This is a genomic window from Acinetobacter sp. Ac_3412 (assembly GCF_013072675.1).
Lineage (GTDB): Bacteria > Pseudomonadota > Gammaproteobacteria > Pseudomonadales > Moraxellaceae > Acinetobacter > Acinetobacter higginsii.
The window spans coordinates 115,258-138,346 of record NZ_LXUJ01000011.1 but is presented as its reverse complement, the minus strand read 5'-3'; the positions used below and the strand labels follow the sequence as shown (position 1 = coordinate 138,346).

At 40.8% G+C, this 23,089-nt stretch carries 23 protein-coding genes; 10 read left to right on the top strand and 13 right to left on the bottom strand.

The features are described 5' to 3' along the window. Positions 1-31: 31 nt before the first annotated feature. The 8 genes from ftsZ to A7P54_RS13385 all read right to left on the bottom strand — a co-directional run bounded on the left by ftsZ (position 32) and on the right by A7P54_RS13385 (position 8,965). Positions 32-1,213 (bottom strand): cell division protein FtsZ, encoded by a 1,182-nt coding sequence (gene ftsZ / locus A7P54_RS13420; protein WP_005317373.1) that lies wholly within the window; start codon positions 1,211-1,213, stop codon positions 32-34. Positions 1,214-1,377: 164 nt separating this feature from the next. Next, positions 1,378-2,640, bottom strand: a complete 1,263-nt coding sequence (gene ftsA, locus A7P54_RS13415; protein ID WP_004803607.1) for a cell division protein FtsA — start codon at positions 2,638-2,640, stop codon at positions 1,378-1,380. Positions 2,641-2,701: 61 nt separating this feature from the next. Continuing rightward, entirely contained in the window at positions 2,702-3,559 is an 858-nt protein-coding gene (locus A7P54_RS13410; RefSeq protein WP_005201594.1) for a cell division protein FtsQ/DivIB, read from the bottom strand. A gap of 6 nt (positions 3,560-3,565) precedes the next feature. Next, positions 3,566-4,492, bottom strand: a complete 927-nt coding sequence (locus tag A7P54_RS13405) for a D-alanine--D-alanine ligase (RefSeq protein ID WP_005201595.1) — start codon at positions 4,490-4,492, stop codon at positions 3,566-3,568. Between the two features lie 39 nt (positions 4,493-4,531). Continuing rightward, complete coding sequence (murC, locus tag A7P54_RS13400; RefSeq protein ID WP_004803601.1) at positions 4,532-5,977, bottom strand: UDP-N-acetylmuramate--L-alanine ligase; 1,446 nt, start codon at positions 5,975-5,977, stop codon at positions 4,532-4,534. 13 nt (positions 5,978-5,990) lie between these two features. Next, positions 5,991-7,088 (bottom strand): undecaprenyldiphospho-muramoylpentapeptide beta-N-acetylglucosaminyltransferase, encoded by a 1,098-nt coding sequence (gene murG / locus A7P54_RS13395; RefSeq protein ID WP_171549889.1) that lies wholly within the window; start codon positions 7,086-7,088, stop codon positions 5,991-5,993. A gap of 227 nt (positions 7,089-7,315) precedes the next feature. Then, complete coding sequence (gene gshB, locus A7P54_RS13390) at positions 7,316-8,260, bottom strand: glutathione synthase (RefSeq protein ID WP_171549888.1); 945 nt, start codon at positions 8,258-8,260, stop codon at positions 7,316-7,318. A gap of 225 nt (positions 8,261-8,485) precedes the next feature. Beyond that, on the bottom strand, positions 8,486-8,965 hold the full coding sequence (locus A7P54_RS13385) for a glutathione peroxidase (protein ID WP_004657140.1): 480 nt from the start codon (positions 8,963-8,965) through the stop codon (positions 8,486-8,488). Between the two features lie 178 nt (positions 8,966-9,143). Here A7P54_RS13385 and A7P54_RS13380 point away from each other — a divergent pair, with 178 nt between their 5' ends. The 6 genes from A7P54_RS13380 (at position 9,144) to A7P54_RS13355 (ending at position 13,251) form a co-directional block, all read left to right on the top strand. Next, complete coding sequence (locus A7P54_RS13380; protein ID WP_171549887.1) at positions 9,144-9,596, top strand: MarR family transcriptional regulator; 453 nt, start codon at positions 9,144-9,146, stop codon at positions 9,594-9,596. After that, positions 9,597-9,812: a DUF3565 domain-containing protein gene (locus A7P54_RS13375; protein ID WP_171549886.1), complete on the top strand. Its 216-nt coding sequence runs from the start codon at positions 9,597-9,599 to the stop codon at positions 9,810-9,812. A 107-nt stretch (positions 9,813-9,919) separates the two neighbouring features. Next, positions 9,920-10,315: a hypothetical protein gene (locus A7P54_RS13370; RefSeq protein ID WP_171549885.1), complete on the top strand. Its 396-nt coding sequence runs from the start codon at positions 9,920-9,922 to the stop codon at positions 10,313-10,315. A 9-nt stretch (positions 10,316-10,324) separates the two neighbouring features. Further along, positions 10,325-11,140, top strand: coding sequence for a hypothetical protein (locus tag A7P54_RS13365; protein WP_171549884.1), 816 nt, complete (start codon positions 10,325-10,327; stop codon positions 11,138-11,140). A gap of 779 nt (positions 11,141-11,919) precedes the next feature. Then, positions 11,920-12,639: an SDR family oxidoreductase gene (locus A7P54_RS13360; protein WP_171549883.1), complete on the top strand. Its 720-nt coding sequence runs from the start codon at positions 11,920-11,922 to the stop codon at positions 12,637-12,639. A 114-nt stretch (positions 12,640-12,753) separates the two neighbouring features. Further along, complete coding sequence (locus A7P54_RS13355; protein ID WP_289846874.1) at positions 12,754-13,251, top strand: zinc ribbon domain-containing protein; 498 nt, start codon at positions 12,754-12,756, stop codon at positions 13,249-13,251. A gap of 75 nt (positions 13,252-13,326) precedes the next feature. Here A7P54_RS13355 and pyrE read toward each other — a convergent pair whose 3' ends face one another. Then, positions 13,327-13,977: an orotate phosphoribosyltransferase gene (gene pyrE / locus A7P54_RS13350; RefSeq protein WP_005209496.1), complete on the bottom strand. Its 651-nt coding sequence runs from the start codon at positions 13,975-13,977 to the stop codon at positions 13,327-13,329. 42 nt (positions 13,978-14,019) lie between these two features. Between pyrE and A7P54_RS13345 the strand changes: the two genes are divergently transcribed. Together A7P54_RS13345 and A7P54_RS13340 are read left to right on the top strand one after the other, a co-directional pair. After that, on the top strand, positions 14,020-14,844 hold the full coding sequence (locus tag A7P54_RS13345; RefSeq protein ID WP_171549881.1) for an exodeoxyribonuclease III: 825 nt from the start codon (positions 14,020-14,022) through the stop codon (positions 14,842-14,844). 439 nt (positions 14,845-15,283) lie between these two features. Beyond that, positions 15,284-15,634 carry an arsenate reductase gene (locus A7P54_RS13340; protein ID WP_171549880.1) on the top strand — a complete coding sequence of 117 codons (351 nt, stop codon included), beginning with the start codon at positions 15,284-15,286 and terminating at the stop codon, positions 15,632-15,634. 66 nt (positions 15,635-15,700) lie between these two features. Here A7P54_RS13340 and A7P54_RS13335 read toward each other — a convergent pair whose 3' ends face one another. Then, positions 15,701-16,138, bottom strand: a complete 438-nt coding sequence (locus A7P54_RS13335) for a DUF2147 domain-containing protein (protein ID WP_004803572.1) — start codon at positions 16,136-16,138, stop codon at positions 15,701-15,703. Positions 16,139-16,342: 204 nt separating this feature from the next. Here A7P54_RS13335 and A7P54_RS13330 point away from each other — a divergent pair, with 204 nt between their 5' ends. Both A7P54_RS13330 and A7P54_RS13325 read left to right on the top strand, forming a co-directional pair. Continuing rightward, entirely contained in the window at positions 16,343-17,254 is a 912-nt protein-coding gene (locus tag A7P54_RS13330; protein WP_171549879.1) for an alpha/beta hydrolase, read from the top strand. A 272-nt stretch (positions 17,255-17,526) separates the two neighbouring features. Next, the gene (locus A7P54_RS13325; RefSeq protein ID WP_171549878.1) at positions 17,527-18,714 is read left to right on the top strand and encodes a GGDEF domain-containing protein; all 1,188 of its coding nucleotides are present in this window, start codon (positions 17,527-17,529) and stop codon (positions 18,712-18,714) included. A 43-nt stretch (positions 18,715-18,757) separates the two neighbouring features. Here A7P54_RS13325 and A7P54_RS13320 read toward each other — a convergent pair whose 3' ends face one another. The 3 genes from A7P54_RS13320 to dsbD all read right to left on the bottom strand — a co-directional run bounded on the left by A7P54_RS13320 (position 18,758) and on the right by dsbD (position 23,041). Beyond that, a complete protein-coding gene (locus tag A7P54_RS13320; RefSeq protein ID WP_171549877.1) occupies positions 18,758-20,410 on the bottom strand; it encodes an ABC transporter ATP-binding protein in 1,653 nt (550 codons plus the stop codon). 82 nt (positions 20,411-20,492) lie between these two features. Then, positions 20,493-21,188, bottom strand: a complete 696-nt coding sequence (locus A7P54_RS13315) for a glutathione S-transferase family protein (RefSeq protein WP_171549876.1) — start codon at positions 21,186-21,188, stop codon at positions 20,493-20,495. Positions 21,189-21,190: 2 nt separating this feature from the next. Then, entirely contained in the window at positions 21,191-23,041 is a 1,851-nt protein-coding gene (gene dsbD, locus A7P54_RS13310) for a protein-disulfide reductase DsbD (RefSeq protein WP_171549875.1), read from the bottom strand. Between the last annotated feature and the right edge of the window lie 48 nt (positions 23,042-23,089).

The window sequence follows — 23,089 nt, the reverse complement described above, 5'->3', positions numbered from 1 at the left end:
CTTACCCCCTTTCTCTAAATATATGATTTTATTATTTACGCTGTTGATTTTTCAGATAGTCTTGAATGCTCATTGGCGATGAACGTGGCGTAGAACTTGCTGTTGCGCCCACTGGTGCATCCGTATTTGCACGTTTGCTGATCGCAGGAACATCATCTTCATCCACTGGTTGCTGAGCTGCTTGAGCAGACGGTGCATGTGAAACTACAGTACGTCTTTTCTGATCAACTTCACTTGCATTACGGGTTAAGCCTGTTGCAATAACAGTCACACGAAGCTCATCTCGCGCATCCGGATCAAATACCGTACCGTAGAAGATCTCACCTTCATCCAAATCAACGATCTGGTTGACCACATCAGTAATGATTTCAGTTTCACGCAGGGTAATATCATCCCCACCTGTAATGTTAATCAATACGCCTTTTGCATTAATAATATTCACATTATCAAGCAATGGGCTACGGATTGCTTGCTCAGCAGCTTGGCGAGCACGATCTTCACCACGACCTAAACCAGCACCCATCATCGCATAACCACGTGTACTCATCGCTGTTTTCAAGTCAGCAAAGTCAAGGTTAATATGACCACGGTTTACCACAAGATCAAAAATACTACGCACTGCATTCAGCAACACATCATCTGCCTTTTTATAGGCATCTTTCATTGAAATATCGCCATAAACGCTGAGTAAGCGCTGGTTTGGAATGATAATCAATGAATCAACATGTGCTTCTAAAGCATCAATACCCTTTTCAGCAGACTTTTGACGACGACGGCCTTCAAAGTTGAATGGTGTAGTCACCACACCTACGGTCAGAATGCCCATCTCTTTGGCAACTTCTGCAACCACTGGTGCAGCACCTGTACCTGTACCACCACCCATACCGGCAGTGACAAACACCATGTCGGTACCTTCAAGATGCTGACGAATCACTTCACGGCTTTCTTCCGCTGCGATTTGACCCACTTCTGGATTCGCACCTGCACCTAAACCACGTGTACTTTGTTCACCCAATTGAATTTTGAATGGGGCGTTCATGCTATCCAATGCTTGTTTGTCTGTATTTGCACAAACGAACTTTACACCTTGGATATCAGATTGCGCCATGTGCTGCACGGCATTACCGCCACCACCACCAACGCCAAATACTGTGAAACGGGCTTGACCGTTGCCATTGTCTAGTTCATCTTCTATAAATTCAAATGAGGCCATGACCTTTAGATTTCCTAATATTAATGGCAGTTACTTCAGCCCGTTACTGCCCTGATTTTTAAACAACTGATGTTTAGGATGCTGTTCAATAATCGCTAGCTTGTCAAGTACAGTGGCTGATTTAGAACAACTTCCTAACAAATTTTCCCAAAAATAACTACAACTTAAAAGATGGCCTTTAATTTGCTATTTAATGCATTCCAACCATTGGCAACACGATCAACAAAACTACGATCATTTGCTTCTTCTGGCTCTTCAACCGTATCTTGCAAATCACTTTGGCTAAACATCAACAAGCCAGATGCGGTTGCGTACATTGAACGACGCAATGCAGCTAAATGCTGATCATCTGCATACACCTGTAATGGCGGATTGCCCAAATGCGCAGACACCCCCAACATTCGACGCGCCAAATTCACCATACCTTCAATTTGACACGCATCACCTGTCAGTACCACACCATGATAGAGACCATGAATCGCACCGCTATGTTCCAATTCTTCACGAATTAAAGTAAAGATTTCTTCATAACGCGCAATGATGATTTCTGCAAGCTCAATACGACTGATGGTTTGCGTACCATCAATCCCCTGCACCTGAATCATGTGATCAGGTTTCACCACACTCAAGTCAACACAACCGTGTAAAATCTTGATGCGTTCCGCTTCTTCCGTGGTGGTCTGCAAAACGGCAGCAATATCACGCGTCACATTCTCACCACCACGTGGTAAGGTTCGTGCCAAAGCCAAACGGCCATCTAGATATACCGCGATATTGGTAATACCCGCACCAATATCAACCAGACACACGCCATATTCTTTTTCATCTTTGAGCAGACTGGCTTCAGCGGTTGCCAAGCAAGACACCACCATTTTCTCCACCCCGATATTCGCACCTTTCATGGCACGATCAAGGTTTTGCATGGTGCTGATCGGCATCATCATTAACTGATAATGCCCAGTCATACTATGCGCCGACATATTGACTGGGTTCTGTACCCATTCCGCTGAATCACCCAACTCAAAGCCCAATGGCACAGCACTGGCAAGATAGTAATCTGGCGATACATGACTGGCTTTGGCCAACTCTAACGCACGCACCACTTCATTTGTCGTAATAATATGATCGTGGTTGGCAACAGGCGTACGGCCTGAGGCATAAAAACTTTGTAATTCAGTACTTGGAATCGACACCCACGCACTATGAATACGACACTCAGCCATATCCTCAGCTTCGGATACCGCATTCTTAATCGCCGCAATGACCTTGTCTAAGCTAACAATCTTGCCTTTAACCATACCTCGGTTGCGAGCAGTTGCCATGCCAATGACTTGGATCTTATCTGGTGCATGGATCTTACCAATCAAAACTGAGACTTTATGGGTCCCAATATCAATCGCAACAACTGAGGGAACAGCTTCACTCATTACTTCAATACCATATCTTTAGTGTTGTTTAGGACGATTGCCCTTTATTTTAAGCCACGTATTATGGCTTTGCCTGAATTGCCCCTGCAAGGCTTGTGTCATCAATCGTTACAACTAACTGACCGTTGACAATCTTCGGCGGAGCTGCGTTTTTCCACTGAATGGCAAGACCATTCCGATAACGCAAATCGATTGCCGTGATTTTTGACCATACAGGTTTTAAATCCGTTTGTGCCAAATGGCTTAAGCGTTGCAGCTTATTCATAGTTTGATCTTGGTCTACAATAATCCGTAAGCCCGAATCAAACTGCATGAACCACGTCATACGCTCGGTTAAATACAATTCTTTTAATCTCAAATTCGCTGGATGAAATAACTGATTAATTTCATTATAGCGACGCATCATCATTTTGGATTGGCTGGCTGGCCCATGTAAAAGCGGCAAGTTTGGATGTGCTGTTGGCACCGCCTCACTAAATACATCGCCATTGTCACTGAGCAAACGCCCTGTTCCCCAACGTGCAATCGCATGGCGCGGCATCACCCGTACCCGAATTGCATTTGGCCAAGCCCGTGACACCACCACACGATCAACCCATGACACTTTTAACGCTTGATCTCGAATTTGTTCTAAATCTGAAGTGAAATAGTTATCTTTAATAATTGGACTCAGATATTGAACTAACTGTTGGTTCTCAATATCAGAATTGGTTCCAACCACCTGCAACTGCGCCGCTCTTGCATCGGTCATGACTTTATACAAGCCAAACAAACCCAATGCCAAAACAGCAAACGCAATCACCAGCAAGACCCAACCGCCCGCATTCACCATTTTTTGTTTAGGCGAAGGCGGTTTCTCGTGAATCGAGCTAATGGCTGGCCGCGTTTTACGGCGCATCGAGGCAGGAAGCTGAGCCATAAATCGTTAAGCCGACGTAGCTAAGGTTTGCTCTAAAATCGCAACACAGAGCTGATCAAAGTTATAACCCACTGCTTGCGCCGCTTTTGGCACCAAAGAGTGACTGGTCATTCCTGGAACGGTATTCACTTCCAATAACCAGAAGTTGCCCTGCTCATCCTGCATCGCATCAATACGCCCCCAACCTTCTGCACCCACCGCTTGGAATGCACGTAAGCACAATGCTTGCAAGCTTTTCTCTTCTGATTCGCTTAGACCGCAAGGAATGCCATATTCCACATCATTACGCTGATACTTTGCTTCATAGTCATAGAAGGCAACGTCTGCGGGTGGCTGTAAACGAATCACGGGTAATGGTTGACCATTTAAGAATGAAATCGTGAATTCACGACCTGTGATCCATTTTTCTGCCATCACCACCGCATCATGCTGAGTCGCTTTTTCAATTGCTGCAGCAAAATCTTCAGCTTTCTCAACCTTGCTCATGCCAACACTTGAGCCTTCATGTACAGGTTTGATAATCACTGGCAAGCCCAATTCAGCAATCACGGCATCCAGATCGGTATCTTTAGTAACAATACGATAAGGTGCTGTTGGCAAATCACTGCCTTGCCAGATTTGCTTGGTTTTAACTTTGTCCATACCGATCGCAGAACCTTGCACACCCGTACCGGTATAAGGAAGGTTTAGCCACTCCAATACACCTTGGATCTGACCGTCTTCACCACCACGACCATGTAATACGATAAAAGCACGATCATAGCCAACCAATTCAGTCACACTACGATCTTGGGGGTCAAATGCTTCTGCCTGAACGCCCGAACGTAATAACGCCTCTAAAACAGCTTGACCGCTGTCCAATGACACAGCACGCTCAGCCGACTTCCCACCAAACAACACAGCAACTTTGCCGAATTTTGCAGCATTTGACACGTTTATATCCTTAAAACTTTTAATATTCACAAAACAAAATTATTTGGCATACAAGCGATGCTGAGCCAATTCTACCGAAATTGCGCCAACGTTACCCGCGCCTTGTGTTAATAACAGGTCATTTGCTTGTAACACTTTTTGTAAAACGTTCGGTAAATTGCCTTCCACTGGATCAACCAAAATCGGTTCAACATCACCACGTAGACGAATACTACGCGCTAAAGCACGACTATCAGCGCCCACAATCGGCTTTTCACCTGCTGGATAAACTTCCAGTAATAACAACTGATCCACTTGTGATAACACATCAACAAAGTCATCAAAACAATCACGGGTACGGCTAAAACGGTGCGGCTGGAACAACATCACTAAACGACGGTCTGGATGGCTGGCACGCGCTGCTTTAATGGTTGCTTCAACTTCTTTTGGATGGTGACCATAGTCATCCACCAATTTCACCAAGCCTTCATCAACCTCAAATTCGCCCTGAACTTGGAAGCGACGACCTACCCCACTAAAACCTTCTAAGGCACGGCAAATCGCGCCATCAGACACGCCTTCATCCGTTGCCACACCAATCGCAGCAAGTGCATTCAAGACATTATGCAAACCTGGTTGATTGATCGTAACGCGCAATGGCTCACGATCTTTACGCAATACAGTAAAATGCGACTGCATGCCTTCTTGTGCAACATCCACCGCACGGATGTCATTGTCTTCAGCAAAACCATAGGTCAACACTGGACGACCCACGCGTGGCAGAATCTCACGGATATTGGCATCATCGCCACAGACCACAGCCAAACCATAGAATGGCAGGTTATGTAAGAACTGGATAAAAGTATCTTTTAGCTTATCAAAGCTGCCTTCATAAGTATCCATGTGATCCGCATCGATATTGGTCACGATCGCAGCCATCGGTTGCAAATACAAGAATGAGGCATCTGACTCATCCGCTTCCGCCACAATAAAACGACTTTCACCAAGCGCTGCATTCACCCCAGTACTATTCAGCAAACCACCGATCACATACGTTGGATCAAGGTTTTCTTCCGCCAACATGGTGGTCAATAAGCTTGTCGTTGTGGTTTTACCATGCGTTCCCGCAACCGCAATACCATGACGGTAGCGCATCAACTCACCCAACATTTCCGCACGACGCACGATTGGCGTACGTTGTTCGATAGCTGCTTTAATCTCTGGATTTTCAGGATCAATCGCAGTCGACACCACCAATACATTGGCATTTTTAATATTGTCAGCTGAATGGCCAATAAATACTTTAATACCATTCGCTTCGAGTTGAGCTGTGGTTTTCGACGCTTTAATGTCTGAGCCTGAAATTTTATAACCTTGGTTACTCAATACTTCGGCAATACCACACATCCCCGCACCACCAATACCAACAAAGTGGATATTTTTAATACGGCGCATTTCTGGCACTTTAATCAGCTTTTTGGCTTGGTTTGGATTTGTAGGAGACATAGATAAACTCGAATTACAATTTTTTAATCAGATCAACCACATGCTGTGTTGCATTCGGTTGTGCTTGTTGACGTGCTTTTACCGCCATTTCAGAGAGTAGTTGGCGATTTAATAATGTTGCTAACAACTCATCTAAAACAGCAGGTGTCATGTCTGCTTGCTGGCAAATCTTGGCTGCGCCAGCATTGGCCAAGAATTTTGCATTTGCGGTTTGGTGGTCATCCACCGCAATCGGTAAAGGCACAAAAATCGCCGCCAAACCTGCGGTTGCGACTTCAGTCACCGTTAAAGCGCCAGCACGGCATATAATTAAATCTGCTTCACTATAGGCTTTTGCCATATCGTGAATAAAGGGTTCCACTTGAATATCCAAACTCGCAGGTGCACCTTGATATAGTGCACGCGTGGCATCTTGCTTGTTTTGACCACACTGATGGAACACCTTCAACGGAACATTGACCTTTTTCAAAGCCTCAGGCAAACGCTCATTCAGCGCTTGAGCACCCAGTGAACCACCCACAATCAGAAGATTGATCGGCAATTGTTCCTGTTCACGGGTTTGATAACGCCAAGATGGATTCAAAATCGCAGTGATTTCCGCACGTACAGGATTACCTGTAGTCACGACTTTATCACTGTTTGCAAATGTATTTGGAAAAGCCTGACACACGGTCTTGGCAATACGTGCCAATTGGGTGTTGGTAAACCCTGCAATGGCATTTTGCTCATGAATCAATATAGGAATACCCAGCAAACGTGCAGCCAAGCCACCTGGGCCTGCCACATAACCACCAAAACCCGCCACAGCATCAATCTTGAGCTGTTTCATATAGCGCATGGCGCTGAGCGTAGCTTTTAAAATTTTAAAGGGTGCACTGAGTTTACGGACAAGACCATTACCGCGTACACCTTGAATATCAATTTGATAAATCGGAATATTTTGATCTTTCAGCAACCGATTTTCCATTCCCGTAGGCGTCGCTAACCAAGAGACCTCACAGCCTTCCTGTTGCAGTTGTTTGGCAACAGCAAGTGCGGGAAACACATGCCCACCTGTACCTGCGGCCATCATCATGACATGTTTGGGTTTGTTCTGCGGTGAATTGGTCACGGTCTAATTCTTCAACTCAAAAAAAGAAGGTTATCGTCTATTGTTTTCGGGAGTTATTTTAATCCTAAAGTTTCATTCACGAAAAGCGAATTTCACTTGTTTACAACAGAAAGCTGTGCTTTTTTCGATTCTTTGTTAAAAACAAGGTTCTGCCAATATACAAAAGCCCATTTGCGTCCAAATTTTGATGGAATACAAACGGGCAATTCGGTCAAAAATACAACTTTTTAGTTTTTACGACCTGCTTCTAAAACATCGAAAAGATCGTCGGCAATCGAGGTGCCAAATTGTGCATCAATCTCACGGATACAGGTTGGACTAGTCACGTTAATTTCAGTCACATAGTTACCAATCACATCCAAACCAACAAAGACCAGACCTTTTTCACGCAGGAATGGACCGACTTTTGCCGCAATCAATTTATCATTTTCAGTCAGTGGGCGGGCTTGACCTAAACCACCTGCCGCCAAGTTACCACGCACTTCGCCATTTTGCGGAATACGTGCCAAGCAATATGGAATCGGTTCGCCATTGACCAGCAAGATGCGCTTATCACCTTCGACAATTTCAGGAATATAACGCTGTGCCATAATTGGACGTGTGCCCATTTCAGTGAGCATTTCCAAGGTCGAACCAATGTTCACGCCATCTTGGTATAAACGGAAAATCCCCATACCGCCCATACCATCCAAAGGCTTCACAATCACATCACCATGTTCTTTGATAAATTCACGAATCAGGCTTTGTTGTGAGGTTACTAAAGTTGGGACTTGTAGCTCTGGGAACTGCGTGGCGAACAGCTTTTCATTACAGTCACGTAGTGATTGTGGTTTGTTGATAATCCACACGCCTTCACGCTCTGCCTGTTCCAAAATATAGGTGGTATAGACAAAGTTCATGTCGAATGGCGGGTCTTTACGCATCAACACCACATCGTAATCCGCCAACGATTCTTTGCGCTGCTCGCCCAACTCATAGTAATGGTTATAGTCTTCAAAGACTTTTAAAGGTGAGATCAGGCCAAAGGCTTTGCCTTGGTCGATATATAAATCGTGCTGTAATGCATAACCCAATTCATGTCCGCGACGGTTGGCCGCCCATAACATCGCCATGGTTGAATCTTTTTTGAGATTCACAGTTTCAATCGGGTCCATCACTACAAGTACACGCATAATCTGACGCTCGTATTTTTAATCTTGGCAAAAAGTATAGCGAAGTTTGCGGTCAATCGTGAAACAACTTGTATAAATCTTAAAGATTAAAAAATCTATTTTGTTCAATTAATTACAACATATTAAAAATATTCAGCTTTATGATTTAATTTGTTTCGGATGAGGAAATCACCAGTGGATGCATCGTAGACCAGTCATTTCCATTTTCCTCATTTTCCAGCCTATTTATCGCAAAAGCTTTTGAATATCTTTGGCAATTTTTTCAGGTTTGGTGATTGGGGCATAACGTTTAACCACTTCCCCTTTTTGATTGATCAGGAATTTAGTGAAGTTCCATTTAATGCTGCTGCCTAACAGACCTTTGGCTTCAGAAGTGAGATATTGATATAAAGGATGTGCGGTTGGGCCATTCACATCAACCTTGGCAAACATGGGGAACGATACGCCATAATTGCGCTGACAGAAGCTGCCAATTTCTTCATTGCTGGATGGATCTTGATTGGCAAATTGATTACATGGAAAACCAAGAATCACCAGACCTTGCTGTTGATAGTCCTGATATAACTTTTCCAAACCTTCAAATTGTGGCGTTAGACCACACTGGCTTGCGGTATTCACCACCAATAAAACTTTGCCTTGGTAATCGGCGAGGTTCTTTTGTTCGCCTTCTAACAATTCAGCCTGAAAATCATAAATCTTGCTCATAGGTGTTCTCTCTTCGATCCACTGGTGGATGTTCTCAAAATCGTTTGCTGAATCATTCAGCTTGTCTATTTAATATTTCACACAATTATCTTGTGTGCAAGTTAATTATGCGCAATATACTTTTTATGCAATCCCATTTATACTGAATGTTCAACAACCGAGTCGAGGACAAATCATCATGGCTGAAGTTTCATTTTTGGATAACCAAGTGTGTTTTGCCATGTATTCCGCGACCAATGCGATGATTCGCCAATATCGCCCTTTGCTGCAGGAATATGATCTGACCTATCCGCAATTTATTGTGTTGCTGGCTTTGTATGAGCAGGACAATGTGATGTTGTCTGAAATTGGGCAAAAGACTTTTTTCGATTCTGGAACGCTGACACCAATTATTAAAAAACTCGAAGAGAAGCAGTTTTTAAAGCGTGTTGCGGTCAAAGAAGATGAGCGGATGAAAAAAGTGATTTTGCTGGAAAAAGCACTGGCGTCAAAAGATGAAATTACCCTGATTCCGTTTAAGCTCGCCTGCTCATTGGGTATGGACCCGAATGATTTAGTGGCGATTCATAACTTATGCCATCGTTTTTTAAAGGGTTTGGAACAATCTAAACTCGAGTCTCTGGAAAATTAAATGCAGCAAGCCATTGTCGGTTTTCATCTCGATGAGCAAGGACATTACGTTGCTGATCTTGCTTGTGGGCATACGCAGCATGTGCGCCATGATCCACCATGGCAGAATCGCCCTTGGGTGTTAACCGAACAAGGACGTAAAGAAAAATTAGGGATGATGTTGGAATGTAAGAAGTGTGAGGATGTACAGTTTTTATCAGAGATTTATGTTAAGTAAATGAAGGCTATTTAGTATCTTTAAGATTAACTTTAGAATAATTTACTTTAGCTAGAAGTAAGGATATATATGATAAACTATTAGTTTTAAAAAAAGAGAGTTTATAAATGCCAACTAGTCTTGATAATTACTTAAGAGAACGTGTTTCTGAAAATTGGCAAAAAACGAAAGAACCCTTTTTACTTAGTTCAATTGGCTCAGCGTTCAATAAAGAGGAAATTAAGCAAAGTACAGGTGGTTTAACCATCAGTACTTGGATTCGTAATAATTTAGACTCTTTAGAATTAAAACTGGTGTCTCATCCAAGCCAAAAAGAGAAAATAGGGCTAATACCTAAGAGCGAAACATTTTCTTATGAAGACGACGAAATTAGTATAAATAGCACTAATCTAACAGATCGTGAATTAACACTATCTTTTATCGAGCTTTTACAAAAAAAGTGTACACCTAAAGAGCTAGAAGAAATTAACTTGCCTTTAAAAATACTAGTTAAATTACTGTAAAAAGATCATATGTTAAAGATAGTGAACCTGTTCAAAAAACATCATAATTCGATATTAAAAAAAAGTGAAAGATCTTTTTTTGATCCTATGGTTTTAGGAAATTATTGTGCTTCTTACGGCATAGAGTACTTAGATTTTGAGGATTTTAGCGGTGAAAAATTTATAGATAAATTACATGAATTATGTGCAGAAGATCTTACTTATATTATCATCTTAAAGGATGAACGAATTGAGCTTAATCAAGAACTGTACAAGAGTATATTTATTGGAAGTATTGATGTTTCCCTACCAGATACTTCTAATGCTTTTATCACTAACCAAATAGCGAAAAGATTAAAGCAATTTAATATTGTTAAAGCTAGTTTTAGTACAGCTGATGAAATAGAACTAATGAGATTACCATTTCGTTCATTTCAATCTGAGATTTTAGAACGCTTACGATTAACGATGATTACTTTAGATCCTAGTACTTTTAATGATGAGTTTGAAGGGTGTATTAGAGATATTAAGAGAGTTCATAGAAAACCTATGAAAAGACCCCAGTCTAGGAAAAGATATCTTATAGACGAAAAAAGTTTACACTTTGAGCTAGGTAAAGAGTTACATGCACGCCATGAAACTGGTAATCCTCATACTCAGTTATGTGACCTGAATGCTAGGTATCGATTTGGTTGTGCCATCGATCCAATTAGACATTACAATGCATGTAATGCAAATAGTTCTTCTAACTTATTAACCTTAAATTTATTTGATTGCCATAAGGCAATTAGGAATATAGTAAATAGGACACATATAAATGTGTTTTCAAATGATCATATAGCATAAAGGCCCAAGATGGGCCTTTACATTTATATCTAGTAGCGATTCACTATTGACTTACTTTTCTAAGTAAGTCCTTATAGTAAATGCTATTTATCAACTAATATAAAATTTTTGACTATCTGGGGTTGTCCCCCAATGACCATCTCGCAATCTAACAAAAACAACTCTTCGTCATATAATGACGGGGTTGCCCCCCCTAGACCATCTCGCAGTACATTCAAAAACAACTCTTCAGATATAGAAATTCTATACGTTGAACTATAACCTTTAGAATAAGAAATAAACTAAAGGCAGATAATCTATTTATACACCAACTGTATATTCATATATTATAAACCAAAATTTTCAATTAAATTACTAATTTTAGTTTTATCTTGTTAAATGAGAGAAAATTTCATCTAACTCTAATCTAAAATTAATCAAGTAATCCTAAAAGTAATGTAATATGCCTTATGCGCAAAACTAAAAAATTTACATTAAAATCAATATGTTATAAAAATAAATTCTAAAGCCCAACCCATTTGAACAGATTTTTCGTCACTTTTCACGTTCTACACTTGTTTTTCAATCATTATTTCCAATAATTGATTAATTACACTCAACGAAACAAAAAGGAAGCTTTTTCTTCCGTCTCTCTACCATCTACATTTAGATGCCATACTTTTCACGATAAACTTACATATCTGACAAAGCGTATTCTAGAACTATAGGTTTAAGTATTGACCTCAAGCCAGCTTGAGCTTTTATATTCATCTTTTAATCTAAAAAATACGGATAAATTGATGAGTCGCTTGAATAAAACATTTCTCATATACGGCGTCAGTAAAGGTCTAGGCAAAGCCATTGTTCAAGCTGTACCAAAGCCAACAGATACCATCTATGGCGTATCTCGCAGCCAACCACAAGAAATTCCAAACTTAAACTGGATTTGTGCTGATCTATCTAAACCAGAGCAGGCTGTAAGCGATGTAAAAACAGCAATTGGACAGCAAAAACTTGATGTGCTGATTTACAATGTGGGTATCTGGGAACAACAGGCATTTAGCGAAAACTATAATTTTGAAGAGATTTCTGCTGCTGAAATCAACCAAATCATCAATACCAATATCAACACCTGTATCCTGTCGATTCAATCTCTCATTGAAAATCTCAAACTCTCCGATAATGCCAAAATCATTCTGATCGGCTCAACGTGGGGTGTTGATAATCATAACGGCAAAGAGCTTGTTTTCTCCGCAACTAAATTTGCTCTAAGAGGCATTGCACACTCACTACGAGAAATCTTGCGTGAACACTTGATTGGCGTCAGCGTACTCAACTTGGGCTATCTGGCCAGTGAATATGAAATAGATAAACCAACGCAAGACGTTTTAGAAGAAACTAAATTCTCTCTTATTCCATTATCCGATGTGATTCAGGCGATTCACTTTATTATTTCAACCACTAAGGCAAGCTGTGTTAAAGAAATCTTAATGCCTGCGATGTTGGATCAGAATGTTTAATAAAATACCGACCAACTCTTCTTTTGGAACAACTTGATATAAAAAAGAGAATAACATGGTAAAAACCTTGAAATACACTCAGATAAAATAGAATAAAAACGGAGTGTTAAGACTATGACGTGTCGTAATTGTGGACACTTGAATATTGATTCATCGCAGTTTTGCTCAAACTGTGGAACAAAAATAAATCAGCAAAATAATAAAACTTACCTTTGGAATCCATCTGCTATTACCAACTGGAGTATTCTGTGTACTCCCATATTTGGCTCTATTCTATATTTAAAAAACTCAGAGGCTTTAGGTAATAAAGACAATATCGCAAAATCAAACAAATGGTTAGCCATTAGCCTCATCGTCTTATGCCTGTCACTATTTGTTATTTATAGCGATTTTAACAATGATCTAGAGTCCAGTATCAGTGGTGCAAATGGATTAGGTTTAGTCTATTTATTTATATGGTATTTTTTCTTTGCAAAGGAACAAATCAATCAAACCAAGAATTTAGATTATCAGAAAAAATCTTGGATCATCCCCCTCATTCTCGGGATTAGTTTTAGGCTAATCATCTTTTTATCCGCCAGTTATTTCGCAAACCTACATCAACTGAACTAAGATCAAGAGTTAATCTGATCTGCACCTTATAACAAAAAAGGAAGCCTCAGCTTCCTTTTCTTATACACCTAAAACTTAGATGCCATATTTTTCACGATACGCCTGCATATTGGCTAAAGCGTCTTTTTCGCCTTTCGCATCCAGATAATCCATCAAATCTTTCATGGTAATGAGAGCATGCACAGGAATTTCGAGTTCTTTTTGTACTTCCTGAATCGCAGAAAGTTCACCTTGACCACGTTCTTGACGATCTAGCGCAACCAATACACCTGCAATTTCAGCACCTGCATTTTTTAAGATGGTGACCACTTCACGAATCGCTGTCCCCGCAGTGATCACATCATCAATGATCCAGACTTTTTGACCTGCAACCGATGCACCCACTAACACACCGCCTTCACCGTGATCTTTGGCTTCTTTACGGTTAAAGCCCCATGGTACGCTTTTGCCATGCACTTGAGACAACGCCACCGCTGTTGCTGCGACAAAAGGAATTCCTTTATAAGCTGGGCCAAAAATCACACCAACATTGTCACATTGTACTAGTTTGTCGGCATAGCCTTGCGCTAACAAAGACAGTGCTTCACCATCGTTTAACAAACCTGCGTTAAAGAAATAAGGACTGACACGGCCTGATTTTAAGGTAAACTCACCAAATTTAAGCACTCCACGTGATAATGCGAGTTCGATAAAAGCTTGCGGATGAAATGACACAGGCGTTGTCATATTAAAGTGCTCCAAATTCTTCAATTGAGGTTAAACAGACGTATGATACCAAAGGATAGCTATCCAAGTGATGTAAAAATTCTTCGAGTCGTTTCAATTAACGTAAATGGCTTGCGCTCATCAGTCACTAAAGGTCTACTCGAATGGCTTGAACAGTCGGGTGCCGATGTGGTGTGTATGCAGGAAAGCCGCATCACCCATGAACAATGGACCGATAAATTTAAACCTGAAGGTTGGTATACCCACCTGTTCCCTGCTGAACGTGCGGGCTATGCAGGTACAGCGATTTATAGCCGTCTGCCATTCGTATCGGTAAAAGATGGTTTAGGCTTTGAATTGGCTGATTCTCAGGGTCGTTTTATTGCCGCTGAATTTGATTTAGGTCTGTCACAAACTGTTCATATTGCCTCGTTATACTTGCCATCAGGATCAAGCGGTGACGAAGCGCAAGCACGCAAAGACGTGTTTTTACAAGAATACGCCAAAATACTCAAACAGTGGCGAGATGAAAATAAATCAATCATTGTCTGTGGGGATTACAATATCGTGCATAAACGCATCGATATTAAAAACTGGTCAGGTAACCAGAAATCTTCTGGGGTTCTGCCACATGAACGTGCTTGGCTCGATCATATGTATGACGAGTTAGGTTATGTGGATACTTTCCGCGAAGTTCGCCCTGAAGCAGAATTGTATTCATGGTGGTCAAATCGCGGTCAAGCGCGTGCGAAAAATGTTGGGTGGCGTATCGACTACCATGCCTGTTCTCCAGACTGGAAAGCACGCACAACAAATGCATGGGTGTATAAAGAACAATGGTTTAGTGACCATGCACCCGTGATTATCGACTATAAAATACACGAATAAGTGAACACTTGTTCACTTTGATCGCTTCTTTAGCTTACATAACTTGTCGCTTTTGTGTATTTTTATTTCGCATCTAGAACGGCATTATAGCTTCACGGCACAGGGAAGCGGTCAGGATGACCAAAAAGGGATAGGACGCCGTAGGAAGATAAAATAAACTTAGATTAAGTTTATTTGCATGGATGAGACATTGGACGTTGAAATGAGACCCGCATAATCAGGAAGATTATATGCGGGTTTTCTCTTTTCTAAATCTTAGATTTTCTTTCTTGGCTTTGTCTTTAGCTTTTCTGCTCAAAGCGCATGATCATTTTCGTCATTCAATTGTTGCTGCATACACCCTACCGATCAACTTAATAAAAAATTTCAACTGGTACACCACCCTTCTTTTGCGTTAGGCTTTGGCTCATATCTTTTATTCTTTTTTATGGTTTTCGGTATGTTTAAAATTTACGGCATTAAAAATTGTAATTCGATGAAAAAAGCCTTTGATGCCTTACAAGCCAACGGCATCAATTACGAATTTCATGATTATAAAAAACAAGGCATTGATGCAGATACTTTAGCGATCTGGTTAAAAGAGATTGGTGCAGACAAAGTACTGAATAAAAAAGGCACCACATGGCGCAAACTCACTGCCGATGAGCAAACACACGCCACCAGCAATGAACAGAACCTGATTGAAGCCCTAATTGCGCAGCCTAGCCTGATTAAGCGCCCTGTACTGCAAACGCCTAAAGGTTTTGTGATTGGCTTTGATGAAGCCATCTATCAAGCTTTATCAGCTTAAATTCTATAAATCAACAGCAATAAAAAAACCGAGTCTTAGGACTCGGTTTTTTTATTTAAATCTGGCTTAGTTGGTACGAATCCAAGTCTGGTTACGACCTAAAGCAGCGACACCGATATAGCCACGTAATTTCAGCTTTTTACCACCTTCGATAATTTCAGCTTTCAATTTATAGGTTTTACCATTTTTAGGATCGATAATTGAACCACCATCGTAATTCACACCACCGACATTTTTCAGGCCATTCACAATGGTCACGCCTTTCAGTGGTTTGTTATGGTAAGTTCCTTCACATTTAGAACAAGCATTTTCCTGACCTGCTACTAAATATTTTTGAATCGACGCCGTTAACGTTCCATCCTTTTGCTCCGTGAACTTCACGATCGCCTTTGGCTGTTTTGTTTCATCATCAATGGTCTGCCAAACAGTGCCATTCAGCGCATCCGCTGCATTGGCAAAAGTTGTCAAACCGAGCAATCCAAATGCTAAAGCAATTTTCTTCATTTTTGTAATATCCTTAAGGGGTCTTTCAAACTGAAAGTATTGAGAACTTCAATCAATATTGCAATTCTTGATTATGACTATTTGGTATAACCTGAGTAAGAGTGTCATAGTGCACATTTTTTCAGATTTTATCGTCGTGCTTAGACATAGCTTATTTTCAAGAACTTTCTTATTGCTATACTGATCTAACAATATGGAAAAATTATGAAATTTGCTACTGTTTGGAAATATTATTTTACTGAATCCTTACTTAAAGCGACGATTCGGACACCTAGTCAATTTAACTTGGCCCCAAATGCATTGCGTCCGTTGCTCGATCAGCTGTGTCGTCTATTTCCACAAGATTCAACAGTACAAGTCCGCCCAATCCGTCTAGCGGGTGTACGTGGTGAAGAAATCAAAGCCCAAGCCGCGGCTACACAACTGATTTTCCATATTCACGGTGGTGCTTTTTTCCTCGGTAATTTAAATACTCATCGTGCTTTGATGACAGATATTGCTGCACGTACTCAAATGCAAGTGATTCATGTCGATTATCCACTTGCACCTGAACATCCATATCCTGAAGCGATTGATGCGATTTTCGATGTCTATCAAGCGCTGCTGGTACAAGGCATTAAACCGAAAGATATTATTATCTCAGGTGATTCTTGCGGTGCTAACCTTGCCTTGGCGCTGTGTTTACGTCTCAAACAGCAACCTGAACTGATGCCAAGCGGCTTGATTCTGATGTCGCCTTATCTTGATCTCACCTTGACCAGTGAATCGCTACGCTTTAACCAGAAACATGATGCCTTGTTGTCGATTGAGGCCTTACAGGCAGGCATCAATCATTATCTCACCGAGAACATCCAAGCCGATGATCCACGTGTTTCACCGTTGTTTGATGATTTAAAAGGGCTTCCACCCACCTTGGTGCAAGTCGGCTCTAAAGAAATTCTATTGGATGATTCAAAACGCTTTAGAGAAAAAGCGGAAAAAGCCGATGTCAAAGTTCAGTTCAAGCTGTATACCGGCATGTGGCATAATTTCCAGATGTTTAATGCTTGGTTCCCTGAAGCAAAGCAAGCATTGGCAGATATCGCAGAGTTTGCACATGCACTCGATCGTGACTAAGCAAAATAAAATTGTGTAAAAAATGGTCAGCTATGTCTGACCATTGTCATTCTTAATTCCCTTTGGTCATCATAAAATAAAATTGATTGGATATTCTGATAAGAGCTGATTTATCAAAGAATTTTTCCCGTCCTGATTTGCATTAAAAAGCCCAGAGCTAGACTTTTTTCTCATTCTAAAGATGTTATTGTTATTTCAATAATCGTTCTTCGGTATTTTGACGACAGATCTACAGTTGCTAGGAATCTCATTGCATAAAAGGATGCATGCCAATGGTGAAGATTCGTTTTAATCGGTCAACTGACACAAAAGGATGGGGCTTTAAGCTTTCTTGGGAACATCATATTGTAGTCAATTGGACCATACTCAAAAAAAGTATTTTATTACTGATACTTGCTGCATTTATGAGCCTATTTTGGATCAGTTGGGATATTTTTGTCCTAATCCACCCGCAGTACGCTGAATGGGTCAATCTCGGAATTGTACGCTCACACTTAATCACCAGTTTGATCACACTGACTGTGATGTTGTTGCTGATTATTCCTTGTCATGTGTTTAAGGATCGAGCGTGGGCGCAAAATATTTTACCTATTCTAAGTGTGCAGATTTTTACCGCCATGCTGTGCCATAAAGGCTACTTAGCAGGCAGTTTCAGCCCAGCCACTATGGTGGGTTATGTCAGTGTGGTTGGCGTGGGTTTAGTACTCTTTGACCGCAGGATGGTCTACTGCGCTTTAATTCCTGCAACACTTGCCTTATTGCTGTGCAACTATCTCAGTATGATCGGTGTTCTAACCTATGCGCCACTGTTTAATATGCAGCGTCTGAATGAAGTCCCGATGCATCCTTTTTGGGTAGGTAGTATGGTGTTTTTCTTATTACCAATTTTATTAGCATGTTTATTCTTATTTGAAATTTTACTGACGCAATGGCGAACGCGAGAAATGACCATTCAGATTCTCAGCCGTCTCGACCCACTCACCAATGTGTTAAATAGACGCAGTATCAGCAGCTATTTAAATAAATTGCATCAACAACCCCATCCCCTCTATTCCATTATTCTGCTTGATCTCGATCATTTTAAAACGATTAATGATCAATATGGGCATAGCATGGGCGATCAAGTGCTGATCCAAGTCGCACGATGCTTGGCAAGTAATCTACGTGATCAGGATATCATTGGTCGTTTTGGTGGCGAGGAGTTTATTTTATTGCTGCCCAACACGCCGACGATGCAAGCACAGAACGTAGCTGAACGCTGTCGCCATGCAGTATCACAACTGCGCTTTATTACAGAATATAAGCAGGAATTTAGCGTGAGTGCCAGCTTTGGGATTAGTAGTTCACTCAGTGCCGATGAGCCACATTTGATCATCAGTCAGGCCGATCAAGCCCTGTATGCGGTCAAAGCTGCGGGGCGTAATCAAGTGAAAATATTTACTGATCTTGTCATTGATTAGATATCTTCCAACCATTACCTGAAATGGTTGGAAAATTTTCTGATCAACCATCCTGAAAGAGTTGCTCTACATCAATAATTTCATCCGCTAACTTAATACATTCTCTAGAATGAGTAATCATAATCAGGGTCTCAACATGGCTTTTTAAAAAGGTGATGATCTTTAATGCTGTATTTGAGTCTAGTGCCGAAGTTGGCTCATCTAAAATCAATAACTTTGGTTTTTTCAGAACAGCGCGAAGAATATTTAAACGCTGCTTTTCTCCCCCTGAAAAACTTTTTAGATATTCATTGATATCATCATCCAATGATAAATTTTTATCTAAAATCGCATCCTGAAGACCAAATAAATCCAACAACAGGTATATTTCATCATCCTGGTATGTATACCTTGAGTTATAGATTAAGTTTTCTCTCAAAGAGCCCGTAAAAACAGAATAATTTTGCCCAACAAAAGCAATTTCCTCAAAGATATATTTTGAATAAAGTTGACTAATATCCAGATTTTTATAACGTAACTGACCAGATTTAATTTTATAAAAACCCAATAGATAATTAATTAAGGTTGATTTACCCGAGCCCGTTTGCCCGATGATTGCATAAACCTTTCCCTTGTTGAAACTTAAATCAAAAGCTTGTTTTACACGCCCACCGACTTCCACTACAGCCTGATGAAATGAAAATAAGGATCGTTGATCCTGAAATTTTTCAGACCCGACCTCCTCTTTTGGCATATTTAAATAATCTGAAAACTTTTTGATTGCAACGATATGTCCTGCAATCAAATTAATTTGCTGTGAGATCATCAAAAATGGCATGGTGAGCATCATGATATAAGAGCTGATCATAACCATATCACCCGAAGTAATTTGATCCAATTCAAAAAGTTTGGTCGATATAAGCCAAAATGTAATTAGAAAAATAAAGATTAAAAATATTTGGAAGACCATCAATTGGCCAATTTTATAGTGACTATGAAAAGTCTGATCAACATGATTTTTTACTTTTCTTTTGAATCCATCCACTTCAAATTCAATCGAATGGTTGGCTTTTATTTCATAATAGTGACTTACTTTTTCTAAAAACTTGCTATTTAAAGTATTTCTAACCGAGTAGAGAGGTTCATAATATTTTTTACTTTCACGATTAATCACATTGGTCACAAGAAAGATAAAAAATGCCATGGCAATAAAGCCTAAAGCAAACAGCGGATGAATATTGACATATAAAATACAGGTAATAAAAATCAACTGAAAAACGATAGGGAAGAAGACCAGTAATAATGAAAGTGTAAGTTGAGCAAATGCATTACTTGCTCGCATTGCATCCGAGTTAAAAACACCAATATCCACCTTATCCTGCTGACTTTTCTCAATCTTTAAATAATTTTCAAGCGCAAGAATGAGGATCGATGATCCAAGTTTAGATGATACCAATCCGGTCAACACGTTTTTGGTCCATTCCAATATCTGTGAGAGTAACCATGCAAAACAATATGAAATGACCAGCAAATAAATATAGTGAATATTCTGATTATCTTGTGTACGGTCAACAATCAATTTAATCATATAGGGTAAAACAGAATCGATTAAGCTAACCAACGTCACCAAAACAACAATAGCAATGATATTTTTTTTGGATTTTTCATCAAATCGATGAGAGGCAAACCATATTTGTTTATATATTTTTAGAAACATGTATATATGTTCTCTCTATGGTTGAGAGAGAACACCATAATATAAATAAGCAATAAAAATCGATAGCTTTTGTTTATGATTTTTATGCTTTCAAAAATTCTTCTCGATGTTGACGATAAGGTTCATCAAAAGGCACAAACATCTGCTCTTGTTTGGCTTCGTCAATCCATTGCTGTACCGATGGCAAAGACAAGATTTTTTGCACATAGGCTTGGCTGGATGCGGAAAGTGGCAATTGATAGCATTCAAAACGCATCACCACCGGTGCATAGAATGCATCGGCAATACTAAACTCGCCACATAAAAAACCGTCTTCGCTTGGACGTTCAGACCAGATCTGATCAATTCGAGCCACATCGGCACGTAACTGCGCATGTTCGGCCCAGAGTTGTTTACCAATATGACCTAGATCCGCTTCCACATTCATGGGGCAAAGATTACGTAAGCTTTGAAAGCTGCTATGCATCTCTGCACTAATACAACGTGCTCTAGCCCGTAATGTCTTCTCTTGTGGCCACAAGTCAAGCTCAGGATGCTGTTCCGCAATATATTCACAAATCGCCAAGCTATCCCAGACTACCAGTTCGCCATTTACAAGCGCAGGGACTTTACCCGTTGGGTTGAGCTTTAGAATCTCTGTTTTAAATTCACTTTCAGGTTCAAAACTATCAAACCGAATCACATGCTCCTGAAAGGAAATCCCCGCTTGTGTAAGTAAAATCCATGGGCGCATCGACCACGTGGAGTAATTTTTATTGCCGATAAAGAGTTGATACATTGTTATTGTTTCCCTTTAAATAAAGCCAATTGTTGTAATAGCTCAGCTTTCTGGAATGCACCCGTTAAGCGTAGCGAGCGAATTTCTTGTTGTTGCTGATCTAAGAATAAGTAGGTCGGTGGCCCTAAAATATCCCACTGTGCTAGCAATGCTTGGTGTGACGCATCATAGTGGCTTAAATCCATTTTAATCAGATAATAACCAGACAAAGCCTGTTGCACCTCTGCATCTTTTAGAATGCGATGCTCAATCGGCTGACAAGCCACGCACCAATCCGCATAGACATCAATTACAATGCCACGGTCTTTGGGCGCATTGGCTAAGATCTGCTGAAATTCATCTGCTGTTTTTGCCACATGCCATTCGGCCAGCTTATCTGCCTGAACTGAACTGAGACTTTGAAAATGCTGATATTGATTAAAGGCCAATGCTGGAATCGCTAAAATCAGTAAGATCGCATAGAGCCATTGCAGCTTACTTTTCTGTGCAAACAGACGATATGCTGCATAAATAATAAAGGCCAAACCAAGAATTAAGCTAAGAATTTGAATCGCAAGTTCTGGCAATAAAGGGCGAATAAAGTAAATGCTCAAGGCCAACATTAAAAAGGCAAAGATCACCTTGATTTGGTTCATCCAATCGCCTGCTTTGGGTAAAGCTTTTGCCCCCAAAACGCTGGCTAACAGCAATGGAATGCCCATGCCAAAACCGAGTGTAAACAGCAACAACCCACCTTGCCATTGACTCTGTGTTTGCGAGATAAACAGTAATACCCCTGCCAGAGGTGCGGTCATACAAGGCCCAACCAACAATGCAGAGATCATACCCATGACACTGGCACCAACCAAAGTACCGCCTTTTTGATTGGACTGCAGTTGATCCAGTCGATTGACCCAGTTCTGTGGTAGTTTCAACTCGAACAAGCCAAATAGATTGAGGGCAAACACCACGAACAATAAGCTAAATGCGATCAATGTTGCGGGTTGTTGTAACCAGCGTTGGAAATTCAGCCCTGCTGCAGAAGCAATCAAACCTAATACCGCATAGACCAAAGCCATACTCACGACAAAAGTCAGTGCAATTGACCAAGCCTTGACGCCTTTATTGTCACGCACAATCAATGAGGTCAGAATCGGTAACATTGGTAAGGAACACGGCGTGAACGCCAATAAAATCCCTAAGCCTAAGAATAGTAAGATGCTATAAGCCAAGGAATGCTGTTCAAGCGCACTTGACCATTTTTGGTCCTGTGCCATCACACCTGAGTTATTTGAATTTGAGGTTTGTGCAGTTGACTCAGCTTGCGTTTCATCATTTGTTGCCGTTTGGGTATTTAAGGCATTGGATGCACGCGCCACATCTAAAAAGCTTTTTTGTGAGTTTGCACTGACATTCTGAGCACTGACTAGACCATCGGCATCGGTCTGAAATTCAATATTTTGTGGAGGATAACAAATCCGATCTTTGGCGCAGCCCTGCCAAGTCACACGATAATGCTGAGAAGCTTGGGTTGGAATACTAAATTCAGCTTGCTGATAATAAACTTGGCTGTGACCATAATTCTCATCATACTGCTCCACCGCTTTCGGTAAAGTCAATGCGACAGGCTGATTACCCTGCTGTACTTCAAACTTATGCTGATAGAGATAATAATTTGGCTGGATCGACCAATGCAAACGTGCTTGATTCTGTGCAGTCGACTCAACCGTAAATGCAAAAGCCTGTTCGGGGCTGAGTAATGGCGCCGATGAATTCTCTTGGGCGTAAGTCAAAGACCCACATAACAAGAATAAAGTCCCAAGAAAGTAACGCATCAGCGGGAAAGATTTCCCAGCCTGAACAGACATTTGCATGATTATCTCACTATCAATCTCCTGAACCTCCCTCCCACTCATGCAGAA

Coding starts and splice junctions, on each gene's coding strand:
- A7P54_RS13315 (WP_171549876.1), bottom strand. CDS start 21,188: ATGTATCAACTCTTTATCGGCAATAAAAATTACTCCACGTGGTCGATG.
- A7P54_RS13370 (WP_171549885.1), top strand. CDS start 9,920: ATGCCAACTAGTCTTGATAATTACTTAAGAGAACGTGTTTCTGAAAAT.
- A7P54_RS13345 (WP_171549881.1), top strand. CDS start 14,020: ATGATACCAAAGGATAGCTATCCAAGTGATGTAAAAATTCTTCGAGTC.
- A7P54_RS13335 (WP_004803572.1), bottom strand. CDS start 16,138: ATGAAGAAAATTGCTTTAGCATTTGGATTGCTCGGTTTGACAACTTTT.
- dsbD (WP_171549875.1), bottom strand. CDS start 23,041: ATGCAAATGTCTGTTCAGGCTGGGAAATCTTTCCCGCTGATGCGTTAC.
- A7P54_RS13380 (WP_171549887.1), top strand. CDS start 9,144: ATGGCTGAAGTTTCATTTTTGGATAACCAAGTGTGTTTTGCCATGTAT.
- A7P54_RS13330 (WP_171549879.1), top strand. CDS start 16,343: ATGAAATTTGCTACTGTTTGGAAATATTATTTTACTGAATCCTTACTT.
- murC (WP_004803601.1), bottom strand. CDS start 5,977: ATGTCTCCTACAAATCCAAACCAAGCCAAAAAGCTGATTAAAGTGCCA.
- gshB (WP_171549888.1), bottom strand. CDS start 8,260: ATGCGTGTACTTGTAGTGATGGACCCGATTGAAACTGTGAATCTCAAA.
- ftsZ (WP_005317373.1), bottom strand. CDS start 1,213: ATGGCCTCATTTGAATTTATAGAAGATGAACTAGACAATGGCAACGGT.
- A7P54_RS13360 (WP_171549883.1), top strand. CDS start 11,920: ATGAGTCGCTTGAATAAAACATTTCTCATATACGGCGTCAGTAAAGGT.
- A7P54_RS13320 (WP_171549877.1), bottom strand. CDS start 20,410: ATGTTTCTAAAAATATATAAACAAATATGGTTTGCCTCTCATCGATTT.
- ftsA (WP_004803607.1), bottom strand. CDS start 2,640: ATGAGTGAAGCTGTTCCCTCAGTTGTTGCGATTGATATTGGGACCCAT.
- A7P54_RS13325 (WP_171549878.1), top strand. CDS start 17,527: ATGGTGAAGATTCGTTTTAATCGGTCAACTGACACAAAAGGATGGGGC.
- A7P54_RS13375 (WP_171549886.1), top strand. CDS start 9,597: ATGCAGCAAGCCATTGTCGGTTTTCATCTCGATGAGCAAGGACATTAC.
- A7P54_RS13410 (WP_005201594.1), bottom strand. CDS start 3,559: ATGGCTCAGCTTCCTGCCTCGATGCGCCGTAAAACGCGGCCAGCCATT.
- A7P54_RS13355 (WP_289846874.1), top strand. CDS start 12,754: ATGACGTGTCGTAATTGTGGACACTTGAATATTGATTCATCGCAGTTT.
- A7P54_RS13385 (WP_004657140.1), bottom strand. CDS start 8,965: ATGAGCAAGATTTATGATTTTCAGGCTGAATTGTTAGAAGGCGAACAA.
- pyrE (WP_005209496.1), bottom strand. CDS start 13,977: ATGACAACGCCTGTGTCATTTCATCCGCAAGCTTTTATCGAACTCGCA.
- A7P54_RS13365 (WP_171549884.1), top strand. CDS start 10,325: ATGTTAAAGATAGTGAACCTGTTCAAAAAACATCATAATTCGATATTA.
- A7P54_RS13340 (WP_171549880.1), top strand. CDS start 15,284: ATGTTTAAAATTTACGGCATTAAAAATTGTAATTCGATGAAAAAAGCC.